At 62.5% G+C, this 25,199-nt stretch carries 28 protein-coding genes; 15 read left to right on the top strand and 13 right to left on the bottom strand.

The genetic code is table 11. The annotated features are described in order from the left end of the window. Positions 1 to 13 precede the first annotated feature (13 nt). From NP503_RS02200 to NP503_RS02190, 3 genes are all read left to right on the top strand, one after another. Positions 14 to 907 carry a LysR family transcriptional regulator gene (locus NP503_RS02200; RefSeq protein ID WP_127268898.1) on the top strand — a complete coding sequence of 298 codons (894 nt, stop codon included), beginning with the start codon at positions 14 to 16 and terminating at the stop codon, positions 905 to 907. Between the two features lie 151 nt (positions 908 to 1,058). Beyond that, complete coding sequence (locus NP503_RS02195; protein ID WP_164748991.1) at positions 1,059 to 1,436, top strand: ester cyclase; 378 nt, start codon at positions 1,059 to 1,061, stop codon at positions 1,434 to 1,436. A 123-nt stretch (positions 1,437 to 1,559) separates the two neighbouring features. Next, positions 1,560 to 2,588, top strand: coding sequence for a YeiH family protein (locus NP503_RS02190; RefSeq protein ID WP_127272521.1), 1,029 nt, complete (start codon positions 1,560 to 1,562; stop codon positions 2,586 to 2,588). Between the two features lie 13 nt (positions 2,589 to 2,601). Here the strand turns inward: NP503_RS02190 and NP503_RS02185 are convergent, their stop codons facing one another. The 3 genes from NP503_RS02185 to groES all read right to left on the bottom strand — a co-directional run bounded on the left by NP503_RS02185 (position 2,602) and on the right by groES (position 5,365). Further along, positions 2,602 to 3,099 (bottom strand): GAF domain-containing protein, encoded by a 498-nt coding sequence (locus NP503_RS02185; protein WP_127271638.1) that lies wholly within the window; start codon positions 3,097 to 3,099, stop codon positions 2,602 to 2,604. A 262-nt stretch (positions 3,100 to 3,361) separates the two neighbouring features. After that, the gene (gene groL / locus NP503_RS02180; RefSeq protein ID WP_127255944.1) at positions 3,362 to 4,993 is read right to left on the bottom strand and encodes a chaperonin GroEL; all 1,632 of its coding nucleotides are present in this window, start codon (positions 4,991 to 4,993) and stop codon (positions 3,362 to 3,364) included. 33 nt (positions 4,994 to 5,026) lie between these two features. Then, positions 5,027 to 5,365 carry a co-chaperone GroES gene (groES, locus tag NP503_RS02175; protein WP_127269688.1) on the bottom strand — a complete coding sequence of 113 codons (339 nt, stop codon included), beginning with the start codon at positions 5,363 to 5,365 and terminating at the stop codon, positions 5,027 to 5,029. A gap of 250 nt (positions 5,366 to 5,615) precedes the next feature. Here groES and NP503_RS02170 point away from each other — a divergent pair, with 250 nt between their 5' ends. After that, positions 5,616 to 5,864, top strand: a complete 249-nt coding sequence (locus NP503_RS02170) for a hypothetical protein (RefSeq protein WP_127269690.1) — start codon at positions 5,616 to 5,618, stop codon at positions 5,862 to 5,864. Beyond that, positions 5,861 to 6,127, top strand: a complete 267-nt coding sequence (locus NP503_RS02165; protein ID WP_127269692.1) for a DUF1488 domain-containing protein — start codon at positions 5,861 to 5,863, stop codon at positions 6,125 to 6,127. The genes NP503_RS02170 and NP503_RS02165 overlap by 4 nt, the downstream gene beginning before the upstream one ends. 28 nt (positions 6,128 to 6,155) lie before the next feature. Here NP503_RS02165 and NP503_RS02160 read toward each other — a convergent pair whose 3' ends face one another. After that, on the bottom strand, positions 6,156 to 6,347 hold the full coding sequence (locus NP503_RS02160) for a hypothetical protein (RefSeq protein ID WP_127269694.1): 192 nt from the start codon (positions 6,345 to 6,347) through the stop codon (positions 6,156 to 6,158). A gap of 5 nt (positions 6,348 to 6,352) precedes the next feature. Continuing rightward, entirely contained in the window at positions 6,353 to 6,556 is a 204-nt protein-coding gene (locus tag NP503_RS02155; protein ID WP_127269696.1) for a hypothetical protein, read from the bottom strand. A gap of 685 nt (positions 6,557 to 7,241) precedes the next feature. Between NP503_RS02155 and NP503_RS02150 the strand changes: the two genes are divergently transcribed. The 5 genes from NP503_RS02150 (at position 7,242) to NP503_RS02130 (ending at position 13,543) form a co-directional block, all read left to right on the top strand. After that, positions 7,242 to 8,285, top strand: a complete 1,044-nt coding sequence (locus tag NP503_RS02150) for a LacI family DNA-binding transcriptional regulator (RefSeq protein WP_127272522.1) — start codon at positions 7,242 to 7,244, stop codon at positions 8,283 to 8,285. A 63-nt stretch (positions 8,286 to 8,348) separates the two neighbouring features. Continuing rightward, a complete protein-coding gene (locus tag NP503_RS02145; RefSeq protein WP_127273261.1) occupies positions 8,349 to 9,596 on the top strand; it encodes a sugar ABC transporter substrate-binding protein in 1,248 nt (415 codons plus the stop codon). 172 nt (positions 9,597 to 9,768) lie between these two features. After that, positions 9,769 to 10,692 (top strand): carbohydrate ABC transporter permease, encoded by a 924-nt coding sequence (locus NP503_RS02140; RefSeq protein WP_127272569.1) that lies wholly within the window; start codon positions 9,769 to 9,771, stop codon positions 10,690 to 10,692. Next, a complete protein-coding gene (locus tag NP503_RS02135; protein ID WP_127272570.1) occupies positions 10,692 to 11,549 on the top strand; it encodes a carbohydrate ABC transporter permease in 858 nt (285 codons plus the stop codon). The genes NP503_RS02140 and NP503_RS02135 overlap by 1 nt, the downstream gene beginning before the upstream one ends. 14 nt (positions 11,550 to 11,563) lie before the next feature. Next, positions 11,564 to 13,543 (top strand): glycoside hydrolase family 127 protein, encoded by a 1,980-nt coding sequence (locus NP503_RS02130; RefSeq protein WP_127272571.1) that lies wholly within the window; start codon positions 11,564 to 11,566, stop codon positions 13,541 to 13,543. Here the strand turns inward: NP503_RS02130 and NP503_RS02125 are convergent. Next, on the bottom strand, positions 13,530 to 14,264 hold the full coding sequence (locus NP503_RS02125) for a gamma-glutamylcyclotransferase (RefSeq protein ID WP_127271035.1): 735 nt from the start codon (positions 14,262 to 14,264) through the stop codon (positions 13,530 to 13,532). The two genes, NP503_RS02130 and NP503_RS02125, sit on opposite strands and share 14 nt — an antisense overlap. A 158-nt stretch (positions 14,265 to 14,422) precedes the next feature. On the opposite strand from NP503_RS02125, the gene NP503_RS02120 reads away from it, so the two are divergent. Then, the gene (locus tag NP503_RS02120; protein WP_127271036.1) at positions 14,423 to 15,115 is read left to right on the top strand and encodes a DUF2270 domain-containing protein; all 693 of its coding nucleotides are present in this window, start codon (positions 14,423 to 14,425) and stop codon (positions 15,113 to 15,115) included. A gap of 97 nt (positions 15,116 to 15,212) precedes the next feature. On the opposite strand, the gene NP503_RS02115 is transcribed toward NP503_RS02120, so the two are convergent. Further along, on the bottom strand, positions 15,213 to 15,356 hold the full coding sequence (locus NP503_RS02115) for a hypothetical protein (protein WP_127271038.1): 144 nt from the start codon (positions 15,354 to 15,356) through the stop codon (positions 15,213 to 15,215). 438 nt (positions 15,357 to 15,794) lie between these two features. Here NP503_RS02115 and NP503_RS02110 point away from each other — a divergent pair, with 438 nt between their 5' ends. The 3 genes from NP503_RS02110 to NP503_RS02100 all read left to right on the top strand — a co-directional run bounded on the left by NP503_RS02110 (position 15,795) and on the right by NP503_RS02100 (position 18,058). Next, positions 15,795 to 16,238, top strand: coding sequence for an SRPBCC family protein (locus NP503_RS02110; protein WP_127272572.1), 444 nt, complete (start codon positions 15,795 to 15,797; stop codon positions 16,236 to 16,238). A 154-nt stretch (positions 16,239 to 16,392) separates the two neighbouring features. Continuing rightward, positions 16,393 to 17,541 carry an amidohydrolase gene (locus tag NP503_RS02105; RefSeq protein ID WP_127272573.1) on the top strand — a complete coding sequence of 383 codons (1,149 nt, stop codon included), beginning with the start codon at positions 16,393 to 16,395 and terminating at the stop codon, positions 17,539 to 17,541. 43 nt (positions 17,542 to 17,584) lie between these two features. Further along, positions 17,585 to 18,058, top strand: a complete 474-nt coding sequence (locus tag NP503_RS02100) for a VOC family protein (RefSeq protein WP_174800353.1) — start codon at positions 17,585 to 17,587, stop codon at positions 18,056 to 18,058. A gap of 20 nt (positions 18,059 to 18,078) precedes the next feature. Here NP503_RS02100 and NP503_RS02095 read toward each other — a convergent pair whose 3' ends face one another. The 3 genes from NP503_RS02095 to NP503_RS02085 form a co-directional block, all read right to left on the bottom strand. Then, entirely contained in the window at positions 18,079 to 19,080 is a 1,002-nt protein-coding gene (locus tag NP503_RS02095; RefSeq protein ID WP_127268727.1) for an NADP-dependent oxidoreductase, read from the bottom strand. A 59-nt stretch (positions 19,081 to 19,139) separates the two neighbouring features. Continuing rightward, a complete protein-coding gene (locus NP503_RS02090; RefSeq protein ID WP_127268726.1) occupies positions 19,140 to 20,006 on the bottom strand; it encodes an alpha/beta fold hydrolase in 867 nt (288 codons plus the stop codon). Between the two features lie 85 nt (positions 20,007 to 20,091). Then, positions 20,092 to 20,907 (bottom strand): oxidoreductase, encoded by an 816-nt coding sequence (locus tag NP503_RS02085; protein ID WP_127268725.1) that lies wholly within the window; start codon positions 20,905 to 20,907, stop codon positions 20,092 to 20,094. A gap of 103 nt (positions 20,908 to 21,010) precedes the next feature. On the opposite strand from NP503_RS02085, the gene NP503_RS02080 reads away from it, so the two are divergent. After that, positions 21,011 to 21,574, top strand: coding sequence for a TetR/AcrR family transcriptional regulator (locus NP503_RS02080; RefSeq protein WP_127268724.1), 564 nt, complete (start codon positions 21,011 to 21,013; stop codon positions 21,572 to 21,574). A 52-nt stretch (positions 21,575 to 21,626) separates the two neighbouring features. Here the strand turns inward: NP503_RS02080 and NP503_RS02075 are convergent, their stop codons facing one another. Genes NP503_RS02075 through NP503_RS02065 form a run of 3 tightly spaced genes read right to left on the bottom strand, consistent with a single transcriptional unit; the run spans position 21,627 to position 25,175 of the window. Then, positions 21,627 to 23,258: an ABC transporter ATP-binding protein gene (locus NP503_RS02075; RefSeq protein ID WP_127268723.1), complete on the bottom strand. Its 1,632-nt coding sequence runs from the start codon at positions 23,256 to 23,258 to the stop codon at positions 21,627 to 21,629. Further along, positions 23,248 to 24,132, bottom strand: coding sequence for an ABC transporter permease (locus NP503_RS02070; protein ID WP_127268722.1), 885 nt, complete (start codon positions 24,130 to 24,132; stop codon positions 23,248 to 23,250). Before NP503_RS02070 ends, NP503_RS02075 begins: the two co-directional genes overlap by 11 nt. Further along, a complete protein-coding gene (locus NP503_RS02065; RefSeq protein WP_127271017.1) occupies positions 24,129 to 25,175 on the bottom strand; it encodes an ABC transporter permease in 1,047 nt (348 codons plus the stop codon). The genes NP503_RS02070 and NP503_RS02065 overlap by 4 nt, the downstream gene beginning before the upstream one ends. Positions 25,176 to 25,199: the final 24 nt, after the last annotated feature.

The raw sequence follows: 25,199 nt of genomic DNA, 5'->3' as shown, positions 1-25,199 counted from the left end.
AAGGGGCTCATGAATGCCGCGAGACAATCTGAATGAGCTAACCGCATTCCTCGCCGTCGCGCGCGAGGAAAGCTTCACCAGGGCGGCGGCCAAGCTCGGGGTTTCCCAATCGGCGCTCAGCCATACGGTGCGGGCGCTGGAGGAGCGGCTGGGCGTGCGGCTCCTGACCCGCACCACGCGCAGCGTGTCGCCCACCGAGGCCGGCGAGCGGCTGGCTCGCACCGTGGGGCCGCGGCTCGATGAGATCGAAGCCGAGATCGCGGCACTCAGCGCCTTGCGCGAAAAACCCGCCGGCACCATCCGCATCACCGCCGGTGAGCATGCCGCCGATGCGATCCTGTGGCCTGCCCTGGCGAAATTCCTGCCCGACTATCCTGACATCAAAGTCGAGATCATCGTCGACTACAGCCTGACCGACATCGTTGCCGAGCGCTTCGACGCCGGCGTGCGGCTGGGCGAACAGGTGGCGCGCGACATGATCGCGGTGCGCATCGGCCCCGACATGCGCATGGCGGTGGTCGGATCGCCGGCCTATTTCGCCAAATGGCCGAAACCGCGCACGCCACAGGACCTGACCACCCACAATTGCATCAATCTGCGGCTGCCGACCTATGGCGGGCTCTACGCCTGGGAGTTCGAGAAGGCCGGGCGCGAGCTGAAAGTGCGGGTCGAGGGCCAGTTGGTGTTCAATACGTCCGCGCTGCGCATGAACGCGGTGCTCGCCGGCCTCGGCCTTGCCTATCTGCCGGAGGAACAGGTAACGGCCCATCTGGCCGACGGCCGGCTGGTGCGGGTGCTCGCCGACTGGTGCGCGCCTTTCCCCGGCTACCATCTCTATTACCCCAGCCGCCGGCAAGCGACGCCGGCCTTCTCGCTGCTGGTCGACGCGCTGCGCTACCGAGGCTAGAACAGGAAACCGGGTTTCCGAAAAAGATCATGCTCAAAACGAGCAGATAGAGCCCCATCCCGATTCGGGAACAGGCTCTCCATCTGGACTGTGCCCGCCGTCGTTCTATCTTCCGGATCGAGCAGATCTGACGAAATCCGGAGCTATCGCCGTGACCGTGACCGACCTTTATCGAGGCTACATCGCCTGCCTCAACAATCAGGACTGGCAGAAGCTGAATCGCTTCGTTCATGACGAGGTGCATTACAATGGCGACCGCGTCGGGCTGTCGGGTTACCAAGAAATGCTGGAGCGCGATTTTCGGGAAATCCCGGACCTCTATTTCGACATCCAGCTGCTGATCGCCGAACCGCCGTTCATAGCCAGCCGGCTCCAGTTCAACTGCACGCCGAAGGGAACCTTCTTCGGCCTGCCCATCAACGGCAGGAAGGTGTCCTTCAGCGAGAACGTCTTCTATGAATTCCTCGACGACAGGATCAGGAACGTCTGGTCGGTGATCGACAAGGCGGCCATCGAAGCGCAGCTTTAATTCAGGCCGGCCAGAAGATGACGCCGATCGTTCGTAAAAATCGATCATTATGACGAAAATAATTCGTTGGAAAGATTATTTGAGGAATGGCATTCCTCCGGCACACCCGTCTGGAGCATTGCTTTGTCTTCCGTTTCCCACTTCGCGAACGATATTCCGAAAAGCGCTTTTCCTGCCGATCTGACACGAGGGCGGAAATCCCTCAACTGGAATGGCATCGTCCCCGGCATCGTCCTTGTCACGATGATTACTGCCGTCGCCTTCTCGGCCCGCAATGTTTCGGGCTTCGCGCTGTTCAGCCCGATGATCCTCGCCGTCGTCGCCGGCATGATCTACTCCAACGTGCTGGGCACACCGGTGCACGCCAAGGCCGGCATCGCATTCTCGCAAAAGCGCCTGCTGCGCTTCGCCATTGTTCTGCTCGGCTTCCAGCTGACGCTCGGCCAAGTCGTCTCGATCGGCGCCGGCGGCGTCGGCATTGTCGCCGCCACGCTTGGCGCCACCTTCGTTTTCACCATTACGCTCGGTCGGCTGATCGGCGTCGACGCCAAGCTGGCGCAGCTGATCGCCGCCGGCACCTCGATCTGCGGCGCCTCGGCCATCGTCGCCACCAACATCGTCACCGATGCGCGCGACGAGGACGTCACCTACGCCGTCGCCTCGATCACCTTGTTCGGCACCGTCGCCATGCTCGGCCTCGACCAGCACGCTTTCGGCCTGTGGGCCGGTGCTTCGATCCATGAAGTGGCGCAAGTCATCGGCGCTGGCTTCCAGAACGGCACCCAGTCCGGCGAGATCGCTACCGTCGCCAAGCTGACCCGCGTCGCCATGCTGGCGCCGATGGTCGTCGCGCTCGGCCTGATGGCGCGCCGCAGGAGCAGCAGTGAGGTGGCGGCGCGGCCGCCCATGCCGTGGTTCGTCGCCGCCTTTGTCGCCATCGTGGCGCTGAACAGCCTCGTCCCGGTGCCAGCCGAGGTGAAGTCGGCAATGGCGCTCGCCACCACCATCATGCTGACCATGGGGCTGGCCGCCATGGGCCTGCAGGCCGACATCTCGCAGCTGCGCTCGCGCGGCCTGCGCCCGCTGGCGCTCGCCTTCTCGGCCTTCCTGTTCATCGGCTGCTTCAGCCTGATGCTGGTGAAATTCACCTAGTCTAAACCGGGCCTCAGTCCTCGAACGAACTCGACGCGGCATAGATCGCCGCCAGCGTCTCGATGCCGGCCTGGTCGGCCTTGTCGAAGCGGCCGGGCAGCGGGCTGTCGAGATCGAGCACGCCGAAGACGCCTTCATCGTCCTCAAGCAGCACCACCAGTTCCGAGCGCGAGTCGGCATCGCAGGCGATGTGGCCGGGAAAATCATGCACGTCCTTGATCAGCATAGAGGTGCCGAGTTCGACCGCCGTTCCGCACACGCCCTTGCCGACGGCGATGCGCACGCAGGCCGGCTTGCCCTGGAACGGCCCGAGCACCATTTCCTCGTCCGATTGCAGGAAATAGAACCCGGCCCAGTTGAGGTCCGGCACCATCTGGAAGATGAGTGCTGCGGTGTTGGCGGCGTTGGCGATCGAATCGCGCTCGCCGTCGAGCAGCGCCTTAAGCTGAGTGGCGAGGTCGCGGTAGAACGCGGCCTTGTCTGAGGTGTCGATGGCCTTGGCCGCAAACATGAACGTGTCTCCGTATAGGGGGTGGCGGTTCGTCCGATCGCTTGCCAAAGTCCGGCGAGCTCCGCAACCAGACGGCCGCCTGGACAGTCTAGCGTGGATTGCGTCCTCTCCGAAAGCCGCAAGATCAGGATTGCCTCCCGGCGCTGAGCCGGTCGGCAAGGCAGCTATGCGTAAACTTTGCGATGGATCATCTTGAGAATCATGACGGCCCCGATCGGGGGCCGCCATTCACATCTCAAACAGGTCGAACAAGTCCTGGGTTTTAGTAGCCGCCCATGCCGCCACCGCCGCCACCCGCAGGCGCGGCATCCTTGGCCGGGATGTCGGTGATCATCGCTTCGGCGGTGATCAGGAGGGCTGCGATCGAGCCGGCATCCTGCAGTGCGGTGCGCACCACTTTCGCCGGATCCACGATGCCTGCCTTGATCATGTCGACATAGACCTCGTTCTGGGCGTCAAAACCCTGATTGTGGTCCTTGCTGTCGGTGAGCTTGCCGACGACGATGGAGCCCTCGACGCCGGAATTCTCGGCGATCTGGCGGATCGGCGCTTCAAGCGCTCGCAGCACGATCGTGATACCGGCCGTGACATCGGCATTGGCGCCGGTCAGGCCGCCAAGCACCGAGCGGGCACGCAGCAGAGCCACGCCGCCGCCGGGCACGATGCCTTCCTCGACCGCCGCGCGGGTGGCGTTCAGCGCATCGTCGATGCGGTCCTTCTTTTCCTTGACTTCCGACTCGGTGACGCCGCCGACGCGGATGACGGCTACGCCGCCGGAGAGCTTGGCCAGCCGCTCCTGCAGCTTTTCCTTGTCGTAGTCGGAGGTCGTCTCCTCGATCTGGCCCTTGATCTGGGCGACGCGCGCCTGGATGGTCGCCTTGGTGCCGGCCCCGTCGATGATCGTGGTGGTGTCCTTCTCGATCAGCACACGCTTGGCGCGGCCGAGCATCTCGATGGTGACGTTTTCGAGCTTGATGCCGAGGTCTTCCGAGATCATCTGGCCTGATGTCAGCACGGCGATGTCTTCCAGCATTGCCTTGCGGCGATCGCCGAAGCCCGGCGCCTTGACGGCCGCGACCTTGAGGCCGCCGCGCAGCTTGTTGACGACCAGCGTCGCCAGAGCCTCGCCCTCGACGTCCTCGGAGATGATCAGCAGCGGCCTGCCGCTCTGCACCACCGCTTCAAGGATCGGCAGCATCGCCTGCAGATTGCCGAGCTTCTTCTCGTGGATGAGGATGTAGGGCTCTTCCAACTCGACGCGCATCTTGTCGGCATTGGTGACGAAATAGGGCGAGAGATAACCGCGGTCGAACTGCATGCCTTCGACGACGTCGAGTTCGGTCTCGGCCGTCTTGGCTTCCTCGACGGTGATGACGCCGTCATTGCCGACCTTGTCCATCGCCTTGGCGATCATCTCGCCGACGCTGGCATCGCCATTGGCGGCGATGGTGCCGACCTGTGCGATCTCGGCCGACGACTTGACCTTCTTGGCGCGCGCCTGGATTTCCTTGACCACGGCGGAAACCGCCTGGTCGATGCCGCGCTTCAAATCCATGGGGTTCATGCCGGCGGCGACCAGCTTGGCGCCTTCGCGCAGGATCGAGGCGGCCAGCACCGTGGCGGTGGTGGTGCCGTCACCGGCGAGGTCGTTGGTCTTCGAGGCCACTTCGCGCACCATCTGGGCGCCCATGTTCTCGAACTTGTCGGCAAGCTCGATTTCCTTGGCGACGGTGACGCCGTCCTTGGTGATGCGCGGCGCGCCATAGGCCTTGTCGATGATGACGTTGCGGCCCTTGGGGCCGAGCGTGACCTTCACCGCATTGGTGAGGATCTCGACGCCGCGCAGCATGCGGTCGCGCGCGTCGGTGGAGAATTTGATTTCCTTGGCAGACATGATTTTTATCCAGTTCGTTCGGAGAAAATGAGGTCAGGCAGCTTTCTTGGCGGCCACGGTCTTGTCGGTTGCGGCCGTCTCGCTCTTGTCGATAACGCCCATGATGTCGGCTTCCTTCATGATCAGAAGGTCCTCGCCGTCGATCTTGACCTCGGTGCCCGACCATTTGCCGAACAGGATGAAGTCGCCGGCCTTGACGTCGAGCGGAACAAGCGTGCCGTTTTCGTCGCGTGCGCCAGGGCCGACGGCGATGACTTCGCCCTCCTGCGGCTTTTCCTTGGCAGTGTCGGGGATGATGATCCCGCCCTTGGATTTGATATCGCCTTCGGCGCGACGAATGACGACGCGGTCGTGGAGTGGCCGAAATTTCATGGGAACTTTCTTTCTGGGGCCGGCACAGGCGGCCACGCCCCTCCTCTATAGACGCGTTGGCACTCGATAGATAGGAGTGCCAAAAATTATTCGCGGGCCAAATTAAATATTCAAAAGTATTATTTCAGCTGGCCGTTTCGTGATATCCGCAGAATGTCAAATAATTCAAAAGATTGAATTTTGCCGATCGAGTGCCTATTTATCGGACAAGTTCACTTTCACGATTTCAGGCACAAGGGAGATTTCTTCGATGGCCGAAGGCAATCAGACGATCATGGAAAAAGCTGAAGCCCGCTTTGTCGACAAGCAGAAGAAGACAGCGGAGAAAAACAAGGCGACCGCCGAATATATGTCCGAGGCAAGAGCCAGGGAGATCAAGACGGCAAGGCTGAGGGAGCTTCGGCTGGCCAAGGAAGAGGCCGATCGTGTCGCCGAGGCCCTCAATCCTACGCCGAAGAAGAAGCGGGCGACCAAGAAAGCCACGGAGGCCAAGACATGAGCCTCACCTTCCCCAACCCCAGCCGCAGCTATGACGAAGCGGGCCAGCGCATTCGTTTCGTCGGCCATGACGGCATGTTCCAGATCTCATTTTCCGTCGCTGCCGACGCCATGGCCAAGATGCGGCCGGGCACTGCTGCCGATGAAGCCGGTTATCTCCAGACATTCGACACCGAGAGCAGCGCCATCCGCGAGGTGGCGTCGAAGGCCTACGACCGCACCCGCAAGAGCATGTATGTGCTGACGGCGGCCGATTTCGGCTGAAATGGCGGCGAGTTGGCGCTGACCGCGATCAGGTCTTGCGCTCGGCCCTTTCGCGGCGTTTAACGTCGCGGACATTCATCTGCACGACCATGTCCTCGGCCTCGCGCGGCCCCATCCCGACCATCACCTTTTGCCGGACAACCGCAGGCTGGCCGGTGAAGACATCGATGATGCTCCAACTCTGGGGAAGCTCCATGCGCACCGTGTAGCGGTTGGCCATGCCGGTCAGCCTCGCATCGTGAAAAACACGGCGCCCAGGATCAGCACCGTCCAGGCGACGACCGACAGTTTCAGCACCATGCCGCCATGCGCAGCCAGAAGCTTCCGCAGGTGCGGCACACCTGCCGGCGAGATTGGTGCCGCCGCCAAGGCGACAGGGGTCTTGAGGCCAAGTTTTCCAAAAACGGGCAGCAGCGACGGTTCACGCACGAAAGGCCTCGAATGTCAGGAAAAAGCGAAGCAACAACGCTCGCCTCCCTTCCATAGCACTCTTTTCGCGAGCGCCTGCATGCCAAATTCAAGACAGGACTGCTTTGACGGCCGGTCCGTACTGCCTTCGCAACACACAATCTATTCGCGGGAACTGACTGCGCTCGGGGCAGATTGGGACGCGAAATTTTGGAGGCCTCGCCTCGGGATCGAACCGAGGCTTCAGAGATTTGCCGTCTCCAGCGTAGCCGCTCCGCCACGAGGCCATGGCTGTCGAAGTAGCGGCCAAATATTTACGGAAAGGTTAATCCCGAGGGATTGTTCAGAATTTTCGGCATCGAGTTTCAGAGCGTTCGTCAGCCAACCTTGCCGGGCCTCGCTTCCGGCGCAGAGTTGCGATCCTTCACGCCCAAGCGGCAGCCCCGCCCCGTGTCGACCGAGGGCCTCCAGCACTGCGATTGACGTTTCTCCCCTACGCGCTTCCGAGGCTGCTTTTACCCCGCGTTGCATTTCGGAGGAGAGGAGCGGAGGCCAACCAACTTTTCCCCTTGAACAGCGATTCGATCTGGCTTAGCTTCATCTGAGAAAAGGTTTTCCCAAGCAATCGTCGTTGGGCTCGGCCACCTGCCGGGCCTCATCCGGCTCGGTAAGAGAAAACCTTTTCCCAACCAAGGATCTCGGCGCGATGCCATCGGACGATCTGCCTGTTCCAGTCTTTTCCAAGCCAGTCACCTTGCGTGACGTGGCCGCCCAGGCCGGAGTCAGTGTCGCCACCGCATCCAAGGCGCTCAATGGCCAGGGCCGGATGACAGCCGAGACGCGCGAACGCATTCGCGAGACCGCCCGGCGGCTCGGTTTCCGGCCCAACAGCCTGGCGCAAAGCCTGCTCCGGCGGCGCAGCTTCACCGTCGGCCTGCTCACCAACGATACCTATGGCCGCTTCTCGCTGCCGTTGATGTCGGGCATTTCGGACGCGCTGGTCGACAATGGCGTCTCGGTGTTCCTGTGCAATGTCGAGGAGGATCCGCGGCTGGGCCAGATGCATGTCGACGCCATGCTCGACAAGCGCGTTGACGGCATCATCGCCACCGGCAAGCGCATCGATCGCCATCTGCCCGTCGACCTCTCCAATCTGCGCGTCCCGGTGATCTATGCCTTCACGCAGCCAGATCCCGACGCCGTCGCCTTCGTCTCGGACGATGTTGGCGGCGCCCGGCTGGCCGTCGAGCATTTCTGCCGGCTGGGCCGCAAGCGCATCGCCCATGTCACCGGGCCGGCGAGCTTTGCCGTGGTGCACGCGCGCGTCCAGGCTTACCGCGACGTGCTGGTCGAAAACGGCCTGACGGTCAGCGAGCCGCTGCTCGGCTCCTGGTCGGAAGCCTGGGGTCACCAGGCGGTTGCGCAACTGTTCGACGGCAAAAGCGAAAGGCCGGACGCGGTCTTCTGCGGCAACGACCAGATCGCGCGCGGCGTCATCGATGCGCTGCGCGAACGCGGCCTCGACGTCCCCAGTGATGTCGGCGTCATCGGTTTCGACAATTGGGAGATCGTGGCCGAGGCGACGCGCCCACCGCTGACCTCTGTCGACATGAACCTTGTCGCGCTCGGGCGCGAGGCCGGGTTGACCCTGCTTTCGCTGGTCGGCGGCAAGCCCGCCGCGCCAGGCATTCGAAAACTGCCGTGCCGGCTGGTGGTGCGGCAGTCATGCGGCCATCCGCCGGGTGGCTGAAAACGAAGCGCCGCGCAATCGGCGCCAAGCCGCGGACCGCGGCCAACCTTGGAGGAGGAGAACATGAGGAACCTGATTGCCAAACTGACCCTGGCCGCTGCCGTTCTGGGTGGCAGTCTCGGCACTGCCGCCGCCGAGACGGCCAACATCTGGGTGCGCGTCGACGGCTCGAATTTCATGCCGAGGATCGTCGATGCCTACAACAAGGCGCACACCAACCAGGTCAAACTCGACATCATTCCCAATGCCGAGATCATCCCGAAATACGGCGCCGCGGCCGCCGGCGGCACGGCGCCCGACGCGCTGTCGCTCGATTTGATCTACACGCCCTCCTTCGCCGCAGCCGGCCAATTGGAGGACATTACCGACTGGGCAAAGTCCCTGCCCTATTTTGCCAGCCTGTCGCCGGCGCATGTGAAGACCGGCACCTACAAGGATCACATCTATGGCCTGCCCTTCTCTGCCGACGCCTCGGTGCTGATCTGGAACAAGAAGCTGTTCAAGCAGGCCGGCCTCGACCCCGAAAAAGGACCTGCCAACTGGGCCGAGATCGCGGCCGATGCCGAGAAGGTCAACGCGCTCGGCGGCAACATCAAGGGCTTCTACTTCTCCGGCAATTGCGGCGGCTGCAACATCTTCACCTTCACACCCCTGATCTGGGCGTCGGGCGGCGACATCCTGAGCGAAGACGGCTCGAAGGCGACGCTGGACAGCCCGCAACTGCGCGGCGCCATCGATCTCTACCGCTCGATGGTCAAGAAGGACCTGGTGCCGGCGGGCGCGCAGACCGATACCGGCGCCAACTTCTTTGCGGCATTTGCCGCCGGCAATATCGGCATCTCGCCGTCCGGCGCCTTCGCCATCGGCGCGCTCAACACCCAGTATCCCGATATCGACTACGGCGTCACCTTCCTGCCGGGCAAGGACAGCGGCTGGTCGTCCTTTGCCGGCGGCGACAATTTCGTCGTCACCAAGGGCACCACGAAACTGCCCGTGGTGAAGGAGTTCCTCGACTTCGCCTATTCGCTTGAAGGCCAGACCATCCTTGCCAAATACGGCAGCCTGCCGGTGCGCGGCGACATCGCCAAGGAGGCGCTGAAGGATCTCGATCCGCGCTACCAGGTCGCCGCCGAGGCCATGACCAAGGGCAAGACGCCCTATTCGGTGGTGTTCAACGACCTGATCAACTCCGCCAACGGGCCGTGGACGCAGATGATCAACGAGGTCTTCTTCGGCGACGATGTCGACGGCGCCATAGCCAACGCACAAGAGACGATGCAATCGATCATCGACCAGGCGCCGCAGAAATAGCCCAACCTCACCTCCCCCTTGAGGGGAGGTCGGACCGCAGGTCCGGGTGGGGTCGCCACCGCAGTGCTCGACGTTTCTTGATGTCGGCGCGCTCCGCAGAGGACCCCACCCCCGGTCTACGGCCGGACCCTCCCCTCAAGGGGGAGGGGGACGCAGCGCCAAGGGAACAGCCATGACCGTCATCACCGCAGCAACCCCTGCCCCGCCCCGCGCCCGCAGGGTCGCCAGCCGCCAACAATGGATCGGCCTGCTCTATGTCGCGCCGGCTGTCGCGCTGGTCGTCGTCTTTTTCCTGATCCCGCTCGGCATGACGGCGTGGATGTCGCTGCACAACTGGCCCTTGATGGGCGAGCATAGCTACATCGGCCTCGGCAACTACGTCGCCATCCTGCGCGACACCAGGTTCTGGAACGCGCTGCGCTTCACCGCCTTCTACACGGTGATCGTCACCATCGCGATCTTCGTGGTGGCCTTTCCGCTGGCGCTGTTCGTCGAACGGCCGCGGCCGCTGACCAATCTCTACCGCACCATGTTCTTCATGCCGGCGGTTGTCGGTTTCGCCTCGGCCAGCCTGCTCTGGTCGTGGTTGCTGAATGTCGATTCCGGCCTGTTCAGCCCGGCTGCCTACGACCTCGGACTGATCGACAGGAAGTTCAACCTTCTGGCCACCTTCCAGCCGGCCTTCTGGTCGATCATCGCCATGGTCGTCTGGAAGGTCGCCGGCTTCACCATGATCATCCTGATGGCCGGCCTGCAATCGATCCCGCAGGACCTGCAGGAGGCGGCCGTCATCGACGGTGCCGGGCCTTTCGCCAGGTTCAGGGCGATCACCCTGCCGCTGATGCGCCGCACGCTGGCGCTGGCGCTGATCCTGTCGGTCGCCGGCTCGATCCTCGCCTTCGACCAGTTCTACATCATCCTGCGCGGCGGCCCGCGCAACCAGACGCTGACGGCGGTCTACTGGATCTTCAACCAGTCCTTCGTGTCGTTCAAGCTCGGCTATGGCGCGGCACTTTCCATGGTGCTGCTGGTCATCCTGGTGGCGCTCAGCCTCGTCCAGCTATGGTTGTTGCGCAAGCCGGAGGGTCTCGACTGATGGCGCAGGCAGCCTCCCGTAGCCGCCGGCTCCTGAGCCGCGTCGCAGAGCATTCTACCGGCATCGTCGCCTCGGTGCTGTTCGCCGCGCCGATTGTTTGGGCGGTGCTGTCGGCGTTCAAGCCGGCGGCCGAAGCACGCCTGCCGCCGCTGCCGCCGTGGCCGACGTCGGGGTTCTCGCTGGAGAACTATGCCACGCTCAACAGCTTCGGCGACGGGCTGTGGGTCTCGGCGCAAAACAGCATCTATGTCTCGGTGATGACGGTGGTGCTGTCGGTCGCCGTCAGCGTGCTGGCCGGCTACGGCTTTTCGCGGTTCCGGTTTCCGTTCAAGGACCTGTTCTTCATCCTCATCCTGTCGACGATCATGATCCCGTTTCAGTCGATCCTGACGCCGATCTTCCTGGTGCTGACCAAGCTTGGCCTGCACAACACCCTGACCGGCCTGGTCGGCGTCTATGTGACGCTGCAACTGCCGTTCTCGATCTTCATGATGCGCAACGCCTTCGACGCCGTGCCGCGCGAAATCGAGGAGGCCGCCCGCATGGACGGCGCCAGCAATCTCACCATGCTTTTGAAAGTGATGCTGCCGCTGGTCTGGCCGGGCGTGGTCACCATCGCCCTGTTTGCCTTCCTCGGCGCCTGGAACGAATTCCTCGCCGCCCTCGTGCTGATGACCGACCAGTCCAAGTTCACGCTGCCGGTGATGATGACCGCACTGCAGTCGGGCCGCTTCGGCGCCATCGACTGGGGCGCGGTGCAGGCGGGCGTCACCGTGATGATGGTGCCGTGCCTCATCCTCTTCCTGGCGCTGCAGCGCTTCTACATCCGCGGCCTGATGGCCGGGGCCGTCAAATAGAATGGAGTAAGTTCATGACCGCATCGCCATCCGCAAAAACCGGAAAACCGAAGCTCGCCTTCCGCCCGCTGCCGGTGCCGCAGGTCGACGTGCACGGCTTCTGGGGCGACCGCGCCGACGCTGTCGCCACACGCACCGCCGACATCCTCTACGAGCGCTGCGTCGAGGCCCGCATGCTGGAGCAGATCGATCCGGACCGCCCCTCGCCCGGCATAGTCATCCCCTTCCACTCGCCCTCCCCCGACGAAGCCGACCGCCAGGGCGCGGAATTCACTGGATCGACGGTGACCACGCAGATGTTCTGGGATTCCGATCTCGGCAAGACGATCGAGACCGCGGCCTATTCGCTTTACCGGCGCAAGAACCCCGAACTGGAGAAGAAGATCGATGCCGTCATCGACATGTATGGCAAGCTGCAGCAGGAGGACGGCTATCTCTCGAGCTGGTATCAGCGCATCCAGCCCGGCAAGCGCTGGACCAATCTGCGCGACTGCCACGAGCTCTATTGCGCCGGCCACCTGATCGAGGGCGCGGTCGCCTATTACCAGGCGACGGGAAAACGCAAGCTGCTCGACATCATGTGCCGCTATGCCGACCATATCGCGTCGGTGCTCGGCCCCGAGCCCGGCAAGAAGAAGGGCTATTGCGGACATGAGGAGATCGAGCTGGCGCTGGTCAAGCTGGCGCGGGTGACAGGCGAGCGGAAATACATGGAGCTGGCCAAATACTTCATCGACCAGCGCGGGCAGCAGCCGCATTATTTCGACGAGGAGGCCCGCGCCCGCGGCGCCGACCCGAAGGCCTATCATTTCAAGACCTATGAATACAGCCAGTCGCACATCCCGGTGCGCGAGCAGGACAAGGTCGTCGGCCACGCGGTCAGGGCGATGTACCTCTATTCCGGCATGGCCGACATCGCCACCGAATATGGCGACGACACGCTGCGGTCGGCGCTCGACCTTCTGTGGGACGATCTCACCACCAAGAGCCTCTATATCACCGGCGGGCTCGGGCCATCGGCGCACAATGAGGGGTTCACCAGCGACTATGACCTGCCCAACGAGAGCGCCTATGCCGAGACCTGTGCAGCGGTGGGCCTGGTGTTCTGGGCCAGCCGCATGCTCGGCATGGGGCCGAATGCGCGCTACGCCGACATGATGGAACGCGCCCTCTACAACGGTTCGATCTCGGGCCTGTCGCTCGACGGCTCGCTGTTTTTCTACGAGAATCCATTGGAAAGCCGGGGCAAGCACAACAGGTGGAAATGGCACCGCTGCCCGTGCTGCCCACCCAATATCGGGCGCATGGTCGCCTCGATCGGCAGCTATTTCTACAGCCTGGCCGACGACGCGTTGGCCATCCACCTCTATGGCGACTCGACCGCCCGTTTCGACATATCGGGCGTCCCGGTCGGCGTGACGCAGACGAGCCGCTATCCCTGGGACGGCGCCGTCGAGATCGTGCTCGAACCGCAGGCGCCGGTCGAATTCACCTTGCACCTGCGCATTCCAGCCTGGAGCGCCAGTGCCCAGTTGAAGGTGAACGGCGAGGCCATCAAGCTGGCTGAGATCACCAGCGACGGCTACGCCGCGATCAAGCGGACATGGAAGAAGGGCGACAATATCCGGCTCGATCTCGAAATGCCGATCGAGCGGCTCTATGCCAACCCGCAGGTGCGCCAGGATGCCGGCCGCGTCGCGCTGTCGCGCGGCCCGCTGATCTATTGCGTCGAGGCATCAGACAATGACAGCCAGCCGCATCGCCTGACGCTGCCGCGGACGGCCACCATCGAAGCGCAGCACCGGCCGGAACTTCTCGGCGGCGTGGTGACGCTGTCGACCGCGGCACTTGCCGATGCCGCCGACGGGTGGCGGGACGGGCTCTACAGGCCCGAGCCGCCGGCCACCGCCGAGACGCGCCTGACCGCCATTCCTTATTTCGCCTGGGACAACCGCGAGCCCGGCGAGATGCTGGTATGGCTCAGGGACGGGTGAGTTGTGATGTTAGCCCGATCTCTTCGGCTACCAGTTCCTGCAGCCGCCACAAATTGCGGTCGCGGATGCCGCAGGCTTCGAGGTGGCGGATCGTCTCGAAAAGATATTGCGCGCCCGAGCCCCAATGACCAACGGCTGTCACCAGCGTCGCCGCGATCGCCTGCTTGTCGAGCTTGCCGGCATAACGCGGATTGGCGGGATCGACGACGAAGCCAAGCGCGCGACATGGGCCGCCTTCGGTCCTGACCTGCAGCCAGCGCGGCACGTTGACGGCGGGCAGGATGGTCATTTCGCGGCGCAGGAGCGCTTCGAGGTTAGCCGCCACCGGTTCCGCGATCTCGAACACCATGCCCTGGCACTGGCCGCCGCGATCGAGCGCCATCATCAGGCCGGGCTGCTCGACCGTGCCGCGAAAACGCTGCACCGTGAAGCAGAACGAACGATGCCAACCGCTGGCCACCGCGCGTTCTCCGCCCCTCACCTCGCCGGCGGGCTTCCACAACAGCGAGCCATAGGCAAATAGTTTCAGCGGCCCGGCCGGAGCGCCGGCCAGCACCTCGTCGCGGATGCGCGCATAGTCGGCATCGGTCATGTGAACCATGCCCGGCGTCGGCCCGGCATCCTCGACAGCACGCATGGTGCGCGCGACCAACGCCTCGGTCAGCGCCATCGGCGTGTTGCGCGGGACCCTCGATGATGCGGTGGAAATGGCCTTGCTCATCTTCGCGCTCCCAGTCCTACCGCCATGTTGCTGAAGGCTGAAGGATTCTCAAGGGCCGTGCAGCCGAGATAGATCACGAGTGGCCGATGCCGCTCTTGCGTGACGCGTCTTGGAACGATGTTGCCGGCAAACTGTTCTGTTCCTTGCCGGAGGATGCCATGAACGATGCGTCGGCACAGCCCGCTGGCCCCGTCCTTTCATCGGCGGAGCGCGTCAACACGCTGTCCCATTTCCACCGCGCCGAGATCGCTCGCATGGCGGGATGGCGCGACCGGCTCGACCTGACGACCAATTGGGCAATCACGGTGGTGGCGGCGCTGCTTTCGGTATCACTCTCGACGGCCAGTGCGCATCACGGCGTGCTGCTGTTCGCCATGCTGCTGATCCTGCTGCTGCTGTGGATCGAGGCGCGCCGCTATCGGTTCTTCGATTTCTATCGGGCGCGCGTACGCCAGTTCGAACGCCACTATTTCGCGCAGATCTTTTCCCCACAGCCCGACTTCGCCTCGGACTGGCTGCTCATCGTCGGCGAAGGCCTGCGCGCGCCGAAATTCCTGCTGTCGCAGCGCGTCGCGCTAGCCCGTCGGCTGCGGCGGAATTACATCTACCTGTTCCTGATCCTCTGGCTGGCCTGGGTGCTCAAGATATCCACACCCAGCCTTCAAACCGTGGGCGTCAGGACCGGCTTTGCCGGCTCGCTTCGCCAAGCCGTGGACAGCGCCGCCCTTGGCCCCGTTCCCGGTGTGGCGATCGTGGTTGTTGTGGCCGCATTCTATGTCGGGTTGCTTGCCATCGTCTTTTTCACGGCCGATGACGACGGCGAACTGTCCTTTGGCGACGTGCATGTTTGACGTTGATGTCCGGCGACACGCCGCTGCAATGCAAACGGCGGTCCGCGCGTTGACATGGTCGGTCCGCCGAAACGTTTGGGAGAACGGAACTGCGCGCCTAGATGCCGAAGAACTGCTTGCCAACCATGTAGCCCAGTGCCGCCACGACCAGCGGAAACAGTGCCGGCGCGGCTTTGCCTAGAAGGGAGACCTGCAGGTCCTTCGCCGGCGTATGACGTGCATTGCCGAGATTCTTGGTCATTGCTTGCCTCGGGTTCGAAAGACTCATTAGCAAATGCTGATTAACAGCATGGCCGCGTTAACGGCCTGATAGGAAATCAACTCTGATCAAATGCAAATTCTAATGATCGGCACATGGACGGCAAAGACGCGCTACCCTATTTCGCGGCGTTCGAAGCGTTGACCGGGACGCGCGGCCTTTCCCGCCAATCGGCAAAACCGCGCCTGAACAACAAGATGGCTCAGGAACCCGATTTAGCAGGTGAACGCCAGCTCCAGAGCCGGTGCAGTTCGCCCGCCGCCTCGCCCGAGCTTCGTGTTGATAGGCGCGGCATCGAACGGCATGCCCGCGGGGGAGGCAGGCCGCATCCCGTCAAAAAATTCGCAAACCAATGTCGGACTTGTTACGCCTCGTTCGTCCTTGGGGTATCGAACAGGCATTTATGAAAGGATCCAGCATATGCCCGGCACCGTGCGTTTGCACCGCGTTCTGACGACCAGCCCGGAAAAGGTCTATCGCGCCTTCGTTGAAGCGGACGCGCTGGCCAAGTGGCTTCCGCCAAACGGCTTCACCTGCACGGTTCATAATTTCGAGGCAAAGGTCGGCGGCACGTTCAAGATGTCGTTCCGCAATTTCACCACGGGCGACAGCCATTCCTTCGGCGGCGAGTACCTCGAACTCGTCCCGGGCGAGCGCCTGCTCTACACCGACAGGTTCGACGATCCCAATCTGCCCGGCGAGATCCGGGTCACCGTGATCTTGAAAAAAGTGTCGGTCGGCACCGAAATCGACATCACCCAGGCCGGCATTCCGGACGTCATTCCGGTCGAGGCCTGCTATCTCGGCTGGCAGGAGTCGCTCAGAAATCTGGCAAAGCTCGTCGAACCCGAAATCAATCAATAGGCTGGGGGGTGGCCGGGAGAACGGGTCGTTTCTGGCCTGCCGAAGCCTGAAACTTGGACTGTGGCGGGAACTGCCCTTTATCGCTAGCAATTCATCATCGACACCCCCTGTGACTGGGCGTGTCAATGAAGGATGCAGCGGAGGCTAAAAAGGCATGACTCTGACCAACCGAGACATCGTCGAGTTAACGGCGTGGCGGCGCCAGCTGCACCAGGCCCCGGAAATCTCGAATGAAGAGGAGAAGACGGCAAGGGAGGTTGTCGCCTTCCTCGCCGATACGGGGCCGCACAAGGTGCTGACACAACTCGGCGGGCACGGCGTCGCGGCCATATATGACAGCGGCAAAGCGGGGCCGACGGTGCTGTTCCGATCGGAACTCGATGCCTTGCCTATCGAAGAACTTTCAGGCGTACCGCATTCGTCGCGCGTGCCGGGCAAGTCGCATATGTGCGGCCATGACGGACACACCGCGATCCTGGCATCCCTCGGCCGTCAGTTGGGGCGCGAAAGGCCTGCAAGCGGCCGCGTCGTGCTGATGTTCCAGCCGGCGGAGGAAACCGGCAATGGCGCGGCAGGTGTCGTCGCCGATCCGCGCTTCGGCGAGATCGCGCCGGATTTCGCTTTCTCATTGCACAACCTGCCCGGCGTGCCATTTGGCGAGGTGCGGCTCAAAGCCGGCGTGGTCAACTGTGCTTCACGCGGCATGCGCATCGTGCTGGAGGGCAAGACCGCCCATTCGTCCATGCCGGAGACCGGCATTTCGCCGATGCTGGCGATCAGTGAGCTGATGCCGGCGCTGCCGGCGCTCGGGCGCGGGACCTTCGCCGACGACGGCTTCTCCATGCTGACGGTCACCCATGCCGCGATGGGCGAAGCCGTGTTCGGCATCTCGCCGGCTCACGCCGAGGTGTGGGCCACGCTGCGCACCCGGCGTGACGAGCGCATGGCAAACCTGTGCGCTGCTGCCGAAGCACTGGTCGCCAGGATCGCGGGCGAGCATCGCCTTTCCGTCCGCTGGGACTATCACGAGATCTTCGTCGCCAGCGTCAACGCGCCGGACGCGGTGGAGCATCTGCGGCGCGCACTTGATGAAGAGGGCGTCGCGCACGGCGAAGAAGCCCTGCCGATGCGCGCCTCTGAAGATTTCGGCCTGTTCGGCCACAGTGCCAAGTCGGCGATGTTCTTCCTCGGTGCAGGCGAGCGGCACCCTGCCTTGCACAATCCCGACTATGACTTTCCCGACGACCTGATCCCGATCGGGTCAAGGATCTTCATGCGCACGGCACGTAATTTGCTGGGCTGACCTCCGCCGACCCCAACACCGAAAGGAACACGCAATGCCAACGATGCCAAAGAACACGATTTGCCTCTGGTTCGACAAGGACGCCGAGGCTGCGGCTCGCTTCTACGCGGAGACCTTTCCCGACACCAGGGTGGGCGCCGTTCACCGTGCGCCGAGCGACTTTCCGTCCGGCAAGAAAGGCGACGTGTTGACGGTCGAATTTACCGTTGCCGGCATTCCCTGCATCGGATTGAACGGCGGCTCCACATTCAAGCAGAGCGAGGCCTTCTCGTTCCAGATCGCCACCGACGATCAGCAGGAAACCGACCGCTACTGGAACGCCATCGTCGGCAATGGCGGCCAGGAGAGCGCGTGCGGCTGGTGCAAGGACAAATGGGGCGTGTCCTGGCAAATCACGCCGCGCACGTTGACCGAGGCCATGGCGGCCGGCGGCGAGGAAGCCAAACGCGCCTTTGATGCAATGATGGAGATGACGAAGATCGACGTCGCGGCGATCGATGCAGCCCGGCGCGGCTGACCTCGATCGCAGCTGAGTTGCTATCGGACCTTGATGACGACCTTGCCCTTGGCGCGTCCTGTTTCGACATAGGCCAGCGCCTCGTTGGTCGCCTCGAAGGGAAAGACCCGATCGACGACCGGGCGGATCGCGCCGGCTTCGATGAGCGATGCGATCTTGCTCAACTGCTCGCCCTGCGCCCACATGAAGAGAAACGAGAACGTCACGCCACGGCGCTTGGCTCTCGCTCGAATACCGCGGCTCAGCAGGCGAAGCACCAGCCTCAGCACCATGTTCAGTCCCTTTTCCCTGGCGAAGTCCGGATCCGGTGGGCCGGAGATGGAGATGAGCTTGCCTCCCGGTTTCAGCACATTCAGTGACTTTTCAAGTGTCTTGGCGTCCTGGCTGTTCAAGACGACGTCGTAGCCCGACAGGACTTTTTCGAAATCGTCTTTCCTGTAGTCGACGACGACATCGGCGCCGAGCCCCTTGACCAGACCGGCACTCGCCGCGCTGGCGGTGGTCGCAACGGTCGCGCCGAGATGCTTTGCCAGTTGGATGGCGAATGTCCCCACGCCGCCGGATCCGGCTTGAATGAAGACCTTCTGTCCCCTCTTCAGGCTGGCCCTTTCGATGAGCGCCTGCCAGGCGGTCAGGCCGACCAGCGGGATCGAGGCCGCCTCCTCCATGCTGAGGTTCCCGGGCTTCAGGGCCACGTCGGCTTCATCCATGGCTATGAACTCGGCGAACGTCCCGATCCGGCCATCGCGCGGCCGCGCATAGACGTCGTCGCCGAGTTTGAACTTGCGGACTTTCGATCCCACGCGGACAACCCTCCCGGCCACGTCGTGACCCAGGATGAACGGCCGGCGATAGGGCAGGATCAGCTTGAACTCTCCGGTTTTGACCTTGGAATCGAGCAGGTTCACCGCCGCGGCGTGGACCTCGACCAGGACATCACTGTCCCCGAGTTTCGGCTCCGGCATTTCGGCCAGCCGCAGCGTGCCGTTCTTGCTGTATTTGTCGACGACGAATGCCTTCATGGCAGTGACTTTCTGAGAGATTGTTGATGTTCGGGACGAAAGCCGCCCGGTGAGGGGTGTCAGGCCTCGAGAAAGGCCAATGCTTTCGGAACGAAATTCGCGTGGTTCTGGAACACCCCGCCATGGCCGGCATCCGCATAGATCACCAATTGCGCCCCCGGAATGCGGCGGGCGAGATCGTGGGTATTGACGCTCGGCACCATCCTGTCGTGATCGCCATTTGCGATCAGCGCAGGGACGCGGATGACGCTCAAATCTTGCGGCGCCTGTAGTCCATAAGCCTTCACCGCCCGGAGTTGCGCGCCGAACGCGCTAAGCGATATCGGCCTGTCGCGGTCGGCCTTGCGCTCTGTCAGCCGCTGCAGGAACGCCTTCGCGGCGCGGCGCCCGTTCACCGTTCTGGTGAAAAACAGATAGTATTTCGGATCCCGAAAAGTCAGCGCACCCTTGATCATGTCCACGATCGTCAGTGGCGTCATCTTGTCGATGCCTTGGCCGCCGGCCGGCCCGGTGCCGGCCAGGATGAGCTTGCGCACAAGCCTGGGCTCGGTCAGCACGATCTCCTGCGCCACGAAGCCGCCGAGCGAGAAACCGAAGAGATCGACTTGATCGAACCCCAGCGCCCGGACAAAGGCGACCGCATCCCGTGCCATCTCGGCGATGCGTGACGGCGTTTTGCCGCCTGAAGCACCAACGCCCCTGTTGTCGAAGGCAATCACCCACCGGGTCGCGGCGAGGCCATCGACGATGCGTGGATCGAAATTGTCCAGTTGAGCGCCGAGATGGTTCAGCAGGATTACCGGCACGCCCGTCCTTGGTCCGAGCTGCCGATAGACGAATGCCGTGCCGCCGACATCGACGGAGTGCGTTGGCGTGTCCTGGAACGATGCCCGTAAGTGGGGCGACCGCTTGAACCCATGTGTCATGCTTGGCACCTCCGCCTTGCGGGGGCTGGCCAATCGTGTTGTCGTTGCCAGTCGCATGTGCGTAAAATCCTCTGCTCGCTGTTGTTCAAACCGGCAGGCGGAACTGTTTGCGCAGGCTCTTGTCGAATATCCCCGCGGGAGCAAAGCGACGCAGCAGGCTGACCTGGCGCGCTGCCCTGCCGGCGGTGTAGCGCCGTTGCGGACGGGCATCGGTCGCTGCTTTGACGACCACCTGCGCCACCACTTCGGGCCGATCGGCGACAGGCATCACATCGCGAAGCAGCGCTTCCAGCGTAGCTCGAGCCTGATCGTATTCCTGCAACGGCGAATCCGGTTGGATCCCGTTCTGGTCGAAGACAGTGCGAACGAATGCCGGCTCGATGACCGAGACGCGGATACTGAAGGCACGAACCTCGTGGTCGAGCGATTCCGAATAGCCCTCGAGCGCGTGCTTGACCGCCGAATAATGCGCTGAATACGGCGCCGGCACCAGTCCCAGCACAGAGCCGATATTGACGATGCGCCCCTCGCCACGCCGCCGCATCGACGGCAGCACCGCATTGGTCATGCGGATGACGCCGAACAGATTGACGTCGAACAAGGCCTGCACCTGTGCAATCGAGAATTCCTCGGCGCCTCCAAGCTGGCCGACGCCGGCATTGTTGACCAAGAGGTCGATCCGGCCGGTCTGCGACAGCACCGTAGAAACGAGTGCGGCAACGGCCTCACCGTCGGTCACGTCGCAAACCAGCATGGTCACCCCGTCCGGGCCGTTGTCGGCCTTGCGCCGGCTGGTTCCGAAGACTGTGAACCCCGCCTTTGCCAGAGCCTCGGCACTGGCGCGGCCAATGCCCGAAGAGGCTCCCGTCACAACAGCGGTTTTTTCGGAATTCGCATTCATTTCGTGCTCCAAAATCATGAGGGCTAGCTTTTTTGCGCCCGTTGAATTACAGTCGTAATATCAGATTACACTCATAATGCAATAGCAGAAAGGAATAGCAGCCATGCGCTACGAAAAGGGCCGGAAGGACGCCTCGCGCGGACGGATCCTGGAGGTCGCGGCAGAACGCTTTCGCGGCGACGGCATCGCCGCGTCCGGACTGGCGACCATCATGAGCGACGCCGGGCTGACGAACGGCGCCTTCTATCCGCACTTTCAATCCAAGGCGCAGCTTGTCCGCGAAAGCGTGGCGGCGGCGATGGAGCTTCAGGCGCAGCAACTGGCAGAAGCATTAGCTTCGGGCGTGGAGATGGCCATCGGCACGTATCTGTCGGCCGAGCACCGGGACAATCCCGGAAAGGGCTGCGCGTCAGCCGCGCTGCTGCCGGAGCTCGCCCGTCAGCCGCCTGAGACGCGTGAAGCCTATACAGACCACCTGCTGGCTTTGGTGCGCCAGTTGGCGCAAGCGCTACCGCAGGCCAAGGATCCGGAGGGCGTGGCGCTGGCTGTCTTCGCAACGCTCCTCGGCACGCTGCAAATGGCCCGCGCCGTGGGCGGAACGGAATTGTCCGATCGCATCCTCTCGGTGGGGAAAGATGCGGCGAAGACGCTGATCGAGCAGCGTTAGCGCTCCAGGAAGCTGACAGTGAGGAACATGCCGGGCGCGGATAGCCGATCCGTCAGATCTTCCGGCTGGCCAGCAGCCTTGTCAGCCAGTCCGGATTCATTTCCGGAACAGAGGACAAAAGCCGTTCGGTATAGGCCGCGTGCGGTGGCGTGAGAACTTCGCTCTTCAATCCCTGCTCGACGACTTTGCCGCGGTGCATGACGACGATTTCGTCGGCTATCGCGCGCACCGTAGCAATGTCATGGGTAATGAAGATGTAGCTCATTCCGAGTTCACGTTGGAGACGTATGAGAAGCTTGAGAATTTCCTCTTGGACGATCTGGTCGAGCGCGGACGTGATCTCGTCGCAGATGATAAGCTCCGGATCGGCAGCCAACGCCCGGGCAATGCAGACGCGCTGTTTTTGGCCACCCGACAGCTCGCCAGGCAGGCGTTCCAGAAAATCTTCGCTCATCTCGACCATGTGCATAAGTTCGCCGATCCGGCGATCCCTCCGCGCGCCCTTAAGGCCGAGGTAGAATTCGAGCGGCCGAGCTATGACTTCTTCGACCGTTTGGCGCGGATTCAGGGCGTTGTCGGGCATCTGATAAATCATCTGTATGCGGCGCAGGACCTCTTTCGGCCGCGTCTTCAGGCCCGTGGAAAGAAGCTGGCCGGCAAAAGAAATCGAGCCTGAAATTGGCGGCAAAAGGCCGGTGACGACTCGAGCGAGCGTCGATTTCCCCGAACCGGATTCGCCGACCACAGCCACGGTTCTTCCGCGCGGAACCTTGATGGAGACATCCTGGAGCACCTTGACCTTTCCTGCATAGGCCGCGGTAACGTTGTCTATCGTCAGCAGATAGTCATCGGCTGGAACTTCGGGCTTGGCGAGCTTGCGTACGGCCCAGAGCGTTTTTGTATATTCCTGGCTGGGTGAGGCCAGCATCTGGCGTGTGTCTGCCTCCTCCACGGTACGTCCGTGGCGCAGAACCATGATACGATCCGCCATTTGCGCCACCACCGCCAGGTCATGCGTCACATAGATTGCAGCGGTGCTGAGTTCCTCCACGATGTTGCGAATGGAAGCTAGAACTTCAACCTGCGTGGTCACGTCGAGCGCCGTTGTTGGCTCGTCGAATATTATGAGGTCCGGACGACAAGCCATTGCCATCGCTGTCATTGCCCGTTGCAACTGCCCGCCGGAGACCTGATGAGGATAACGAAAGCCTATGGTCTCCGGTTCTGGGAGTTGAAGGCGTCGATAAAGATCGACGGCGCTCCGGTTCGCCTCTTCCCGGCCGGCAAGTCCATGCGCCACCGCGGTTTCGACGGTTTGTTCCAAGAGCCGATGTGCCGGATTGAAAGAGGCAGCCGCGCTTTGCGCGACATAGGCAATGCGGGAGCCCCTGAGGCGACGGCGCCCTTTTTCATTGACTGCCAGAAGATCAATCCCGTCGAACAGGACCGAGCCTTGCGTGATCCGGCAGCCCGGCTTGGCATAACCCATTGCGGCAAGGCCAATGGTAGACTTGCCGGCGCCTGACTCTCCGATCAGCCCAAGAACCTGGCCCCGCTTCAGCGTCAGATCGACCCCGTGGACAATGGGATGCCACCGCTCATCCGAGAACCCCTCCACATGCAGATTGCGGATTTGAAGCAGATCCTTTCCTTTTTCGCGTGGGCCTGGGCCGCTACTTTTCATCCCGCAACCCGCTTGTTGCTTGCAGGAACCAGTCCACCACGAAATTCACGGACACGGTAAGGAGAGCAATCGCGCCGGCCGGAAGTAGCGGGGTGACATCGCCGTAGGTGATCAGGGTCGCGTTCTCGCGCACCATTGATCCCCAATCGGCCGTCGGCGGCTGAATACCGACGCCGAGAAACGACAGCGCCGCGACTGTCAGGAAGACGAAGCAGAATCGCAAGCCGAACTCGGCGACCAGTGGCGGCATGACATTGGGAAGGATTTCCTTGGCGATGATCCATTTCGGTCCCTCGCCGCGCAATCGTGCCACCTCGACATATTCCATCACCGCCACGTTAAGCCCGACGGCGCGAGAAAGCCGAAAGACCCGGGTGGAATCCAGAAGCGCAATGATGACAATCAGGCTCGTGATCGACGAGCCGAAGATCGTCAGCAGCACCAGCGCGAAGATCAGACTCGGGATTGACATCAGCACGTCCACTGCACGCGACAAGATCTGGTCGAGCCACCCCCTGTACAATGCGGCAAGAAGGCCGAGCGAGACGCCGACCGCGAAGGACAGTAACGTGGTCGCGACCGCGATAGCGATGGTATTGCGCGCACCGTAGATCAAGCGGGTGAGCATGTCGCGGCCGAGCTGATCGGTTCCCAGTTTGAACTCCTGGCTCCACGGCGCGAAGGCTTCGCTGAAAACCTGCGTCTCGCCATATGGGGCTATCCAGTGCGCGAAGACCGCAACAAAGACGTAGCCGAGGATCACGACGATGCCGAACCATGCGCTGAACGGTGCCTTCTTCAGCGCAGTTTTCGCCCGGGTGGCACGCGAGCGCCTCAGCCTTTGAACCGCCGCGACAGATTCGGATCTGGTCATCGTGGGTGCAAGAGCCTGGGATTGGTGGCGATGGAAATAATGTCGGCTAGCAGGTTGAGAAGGATGTAAGTCGCGGCGAAAATCAGGGCGCAGGCCTGGACAACCGGAACATCCCTGGATTTCACCGCGTCAACCATCAGCTGGCCGATGCCGGGGTAGACGAAAACGACCTCGACCACGACCACTCCGACGATGAGATACGCCAGGTTGAACGCCACCACAGTGACGATCGGAGCCCAGGCATTGGGCAGGGCATGCCTCAGCACGATCACCATCGGGGACATTCCCTTGAGGCGCGCCATATCGATGTAGGGGCTTGCCAGCATGTTGATGATGGCCGCTCGGGTCATGCGCATCATGTGGGCCACGATTACCAGCGTAAGCGTGATTGCCGGCAGGGCGACTTTCCAGAGATGCTCCCAAAATGGCGTCTGATCGTTCACATTCGACAATGTCGGAAATTTGGGAACCGCATTGAGCATCCAGTTCAGCAAGACAGTGAGCCAATGAGGCAGCGTTTGAGCGAAATCGGATCCGATGAACGTGTCGCGCGAGATCACCAGGTAGGCGAGCATATAGGCGACGAAAAATTCCGGGAATGAAATGGTTGTCAGTGTCGCGACATTCACCAGCCGGTCGAACCAGCCGTTGCGGTACAGCGCAGCCAGAATGCCAAGCCCCAAGGCCAGAGGAACAGCTATCAGCGCAGTCACCGCTGCAAGGAACATCGTGTTGTAGAGGCGTGGTGCGATGATCTCGGCCACGGTACGCCGATATCCGGTGCGGCTCGCAAACGAAGAGCCGAAATCGCCATGGAGCATCTGGGCGACCCAAACGAAGTAGCGCTCGACAGGCGGGCGATCGATGCCGATTTCCCGCTGGAACGCGGCGACCGTTTCGGGCGTCGCCGATTGCCCGAGCGTGGCCTTGGCGAAGTCGCCTGGAAGCATCGCGATCGCAGAGAAGATAATGATGGACACGATGAACAAAGTGACCAGGCCGAGGCCAAGGCGCTGCAGGACCGTTTTTGCGACGGGGTTCATGTGCGTGGCGTTTCCCTTTGGGCG

Source organism: Mesorhizobium sp. SEMIA396, assembly GCF_024518615.1.
Classification (GTDB): Bacteria; Pseudomonadota; Alphaproteobacteria; order Rhizobiales; family Rhizobiaceae; genus Mesorhizobium.
The sequence above is the reverse complement of the archived record's forward strand: the minus strand, read 5'-3'. Positions and strand labels throughout refer to the sequence as shown.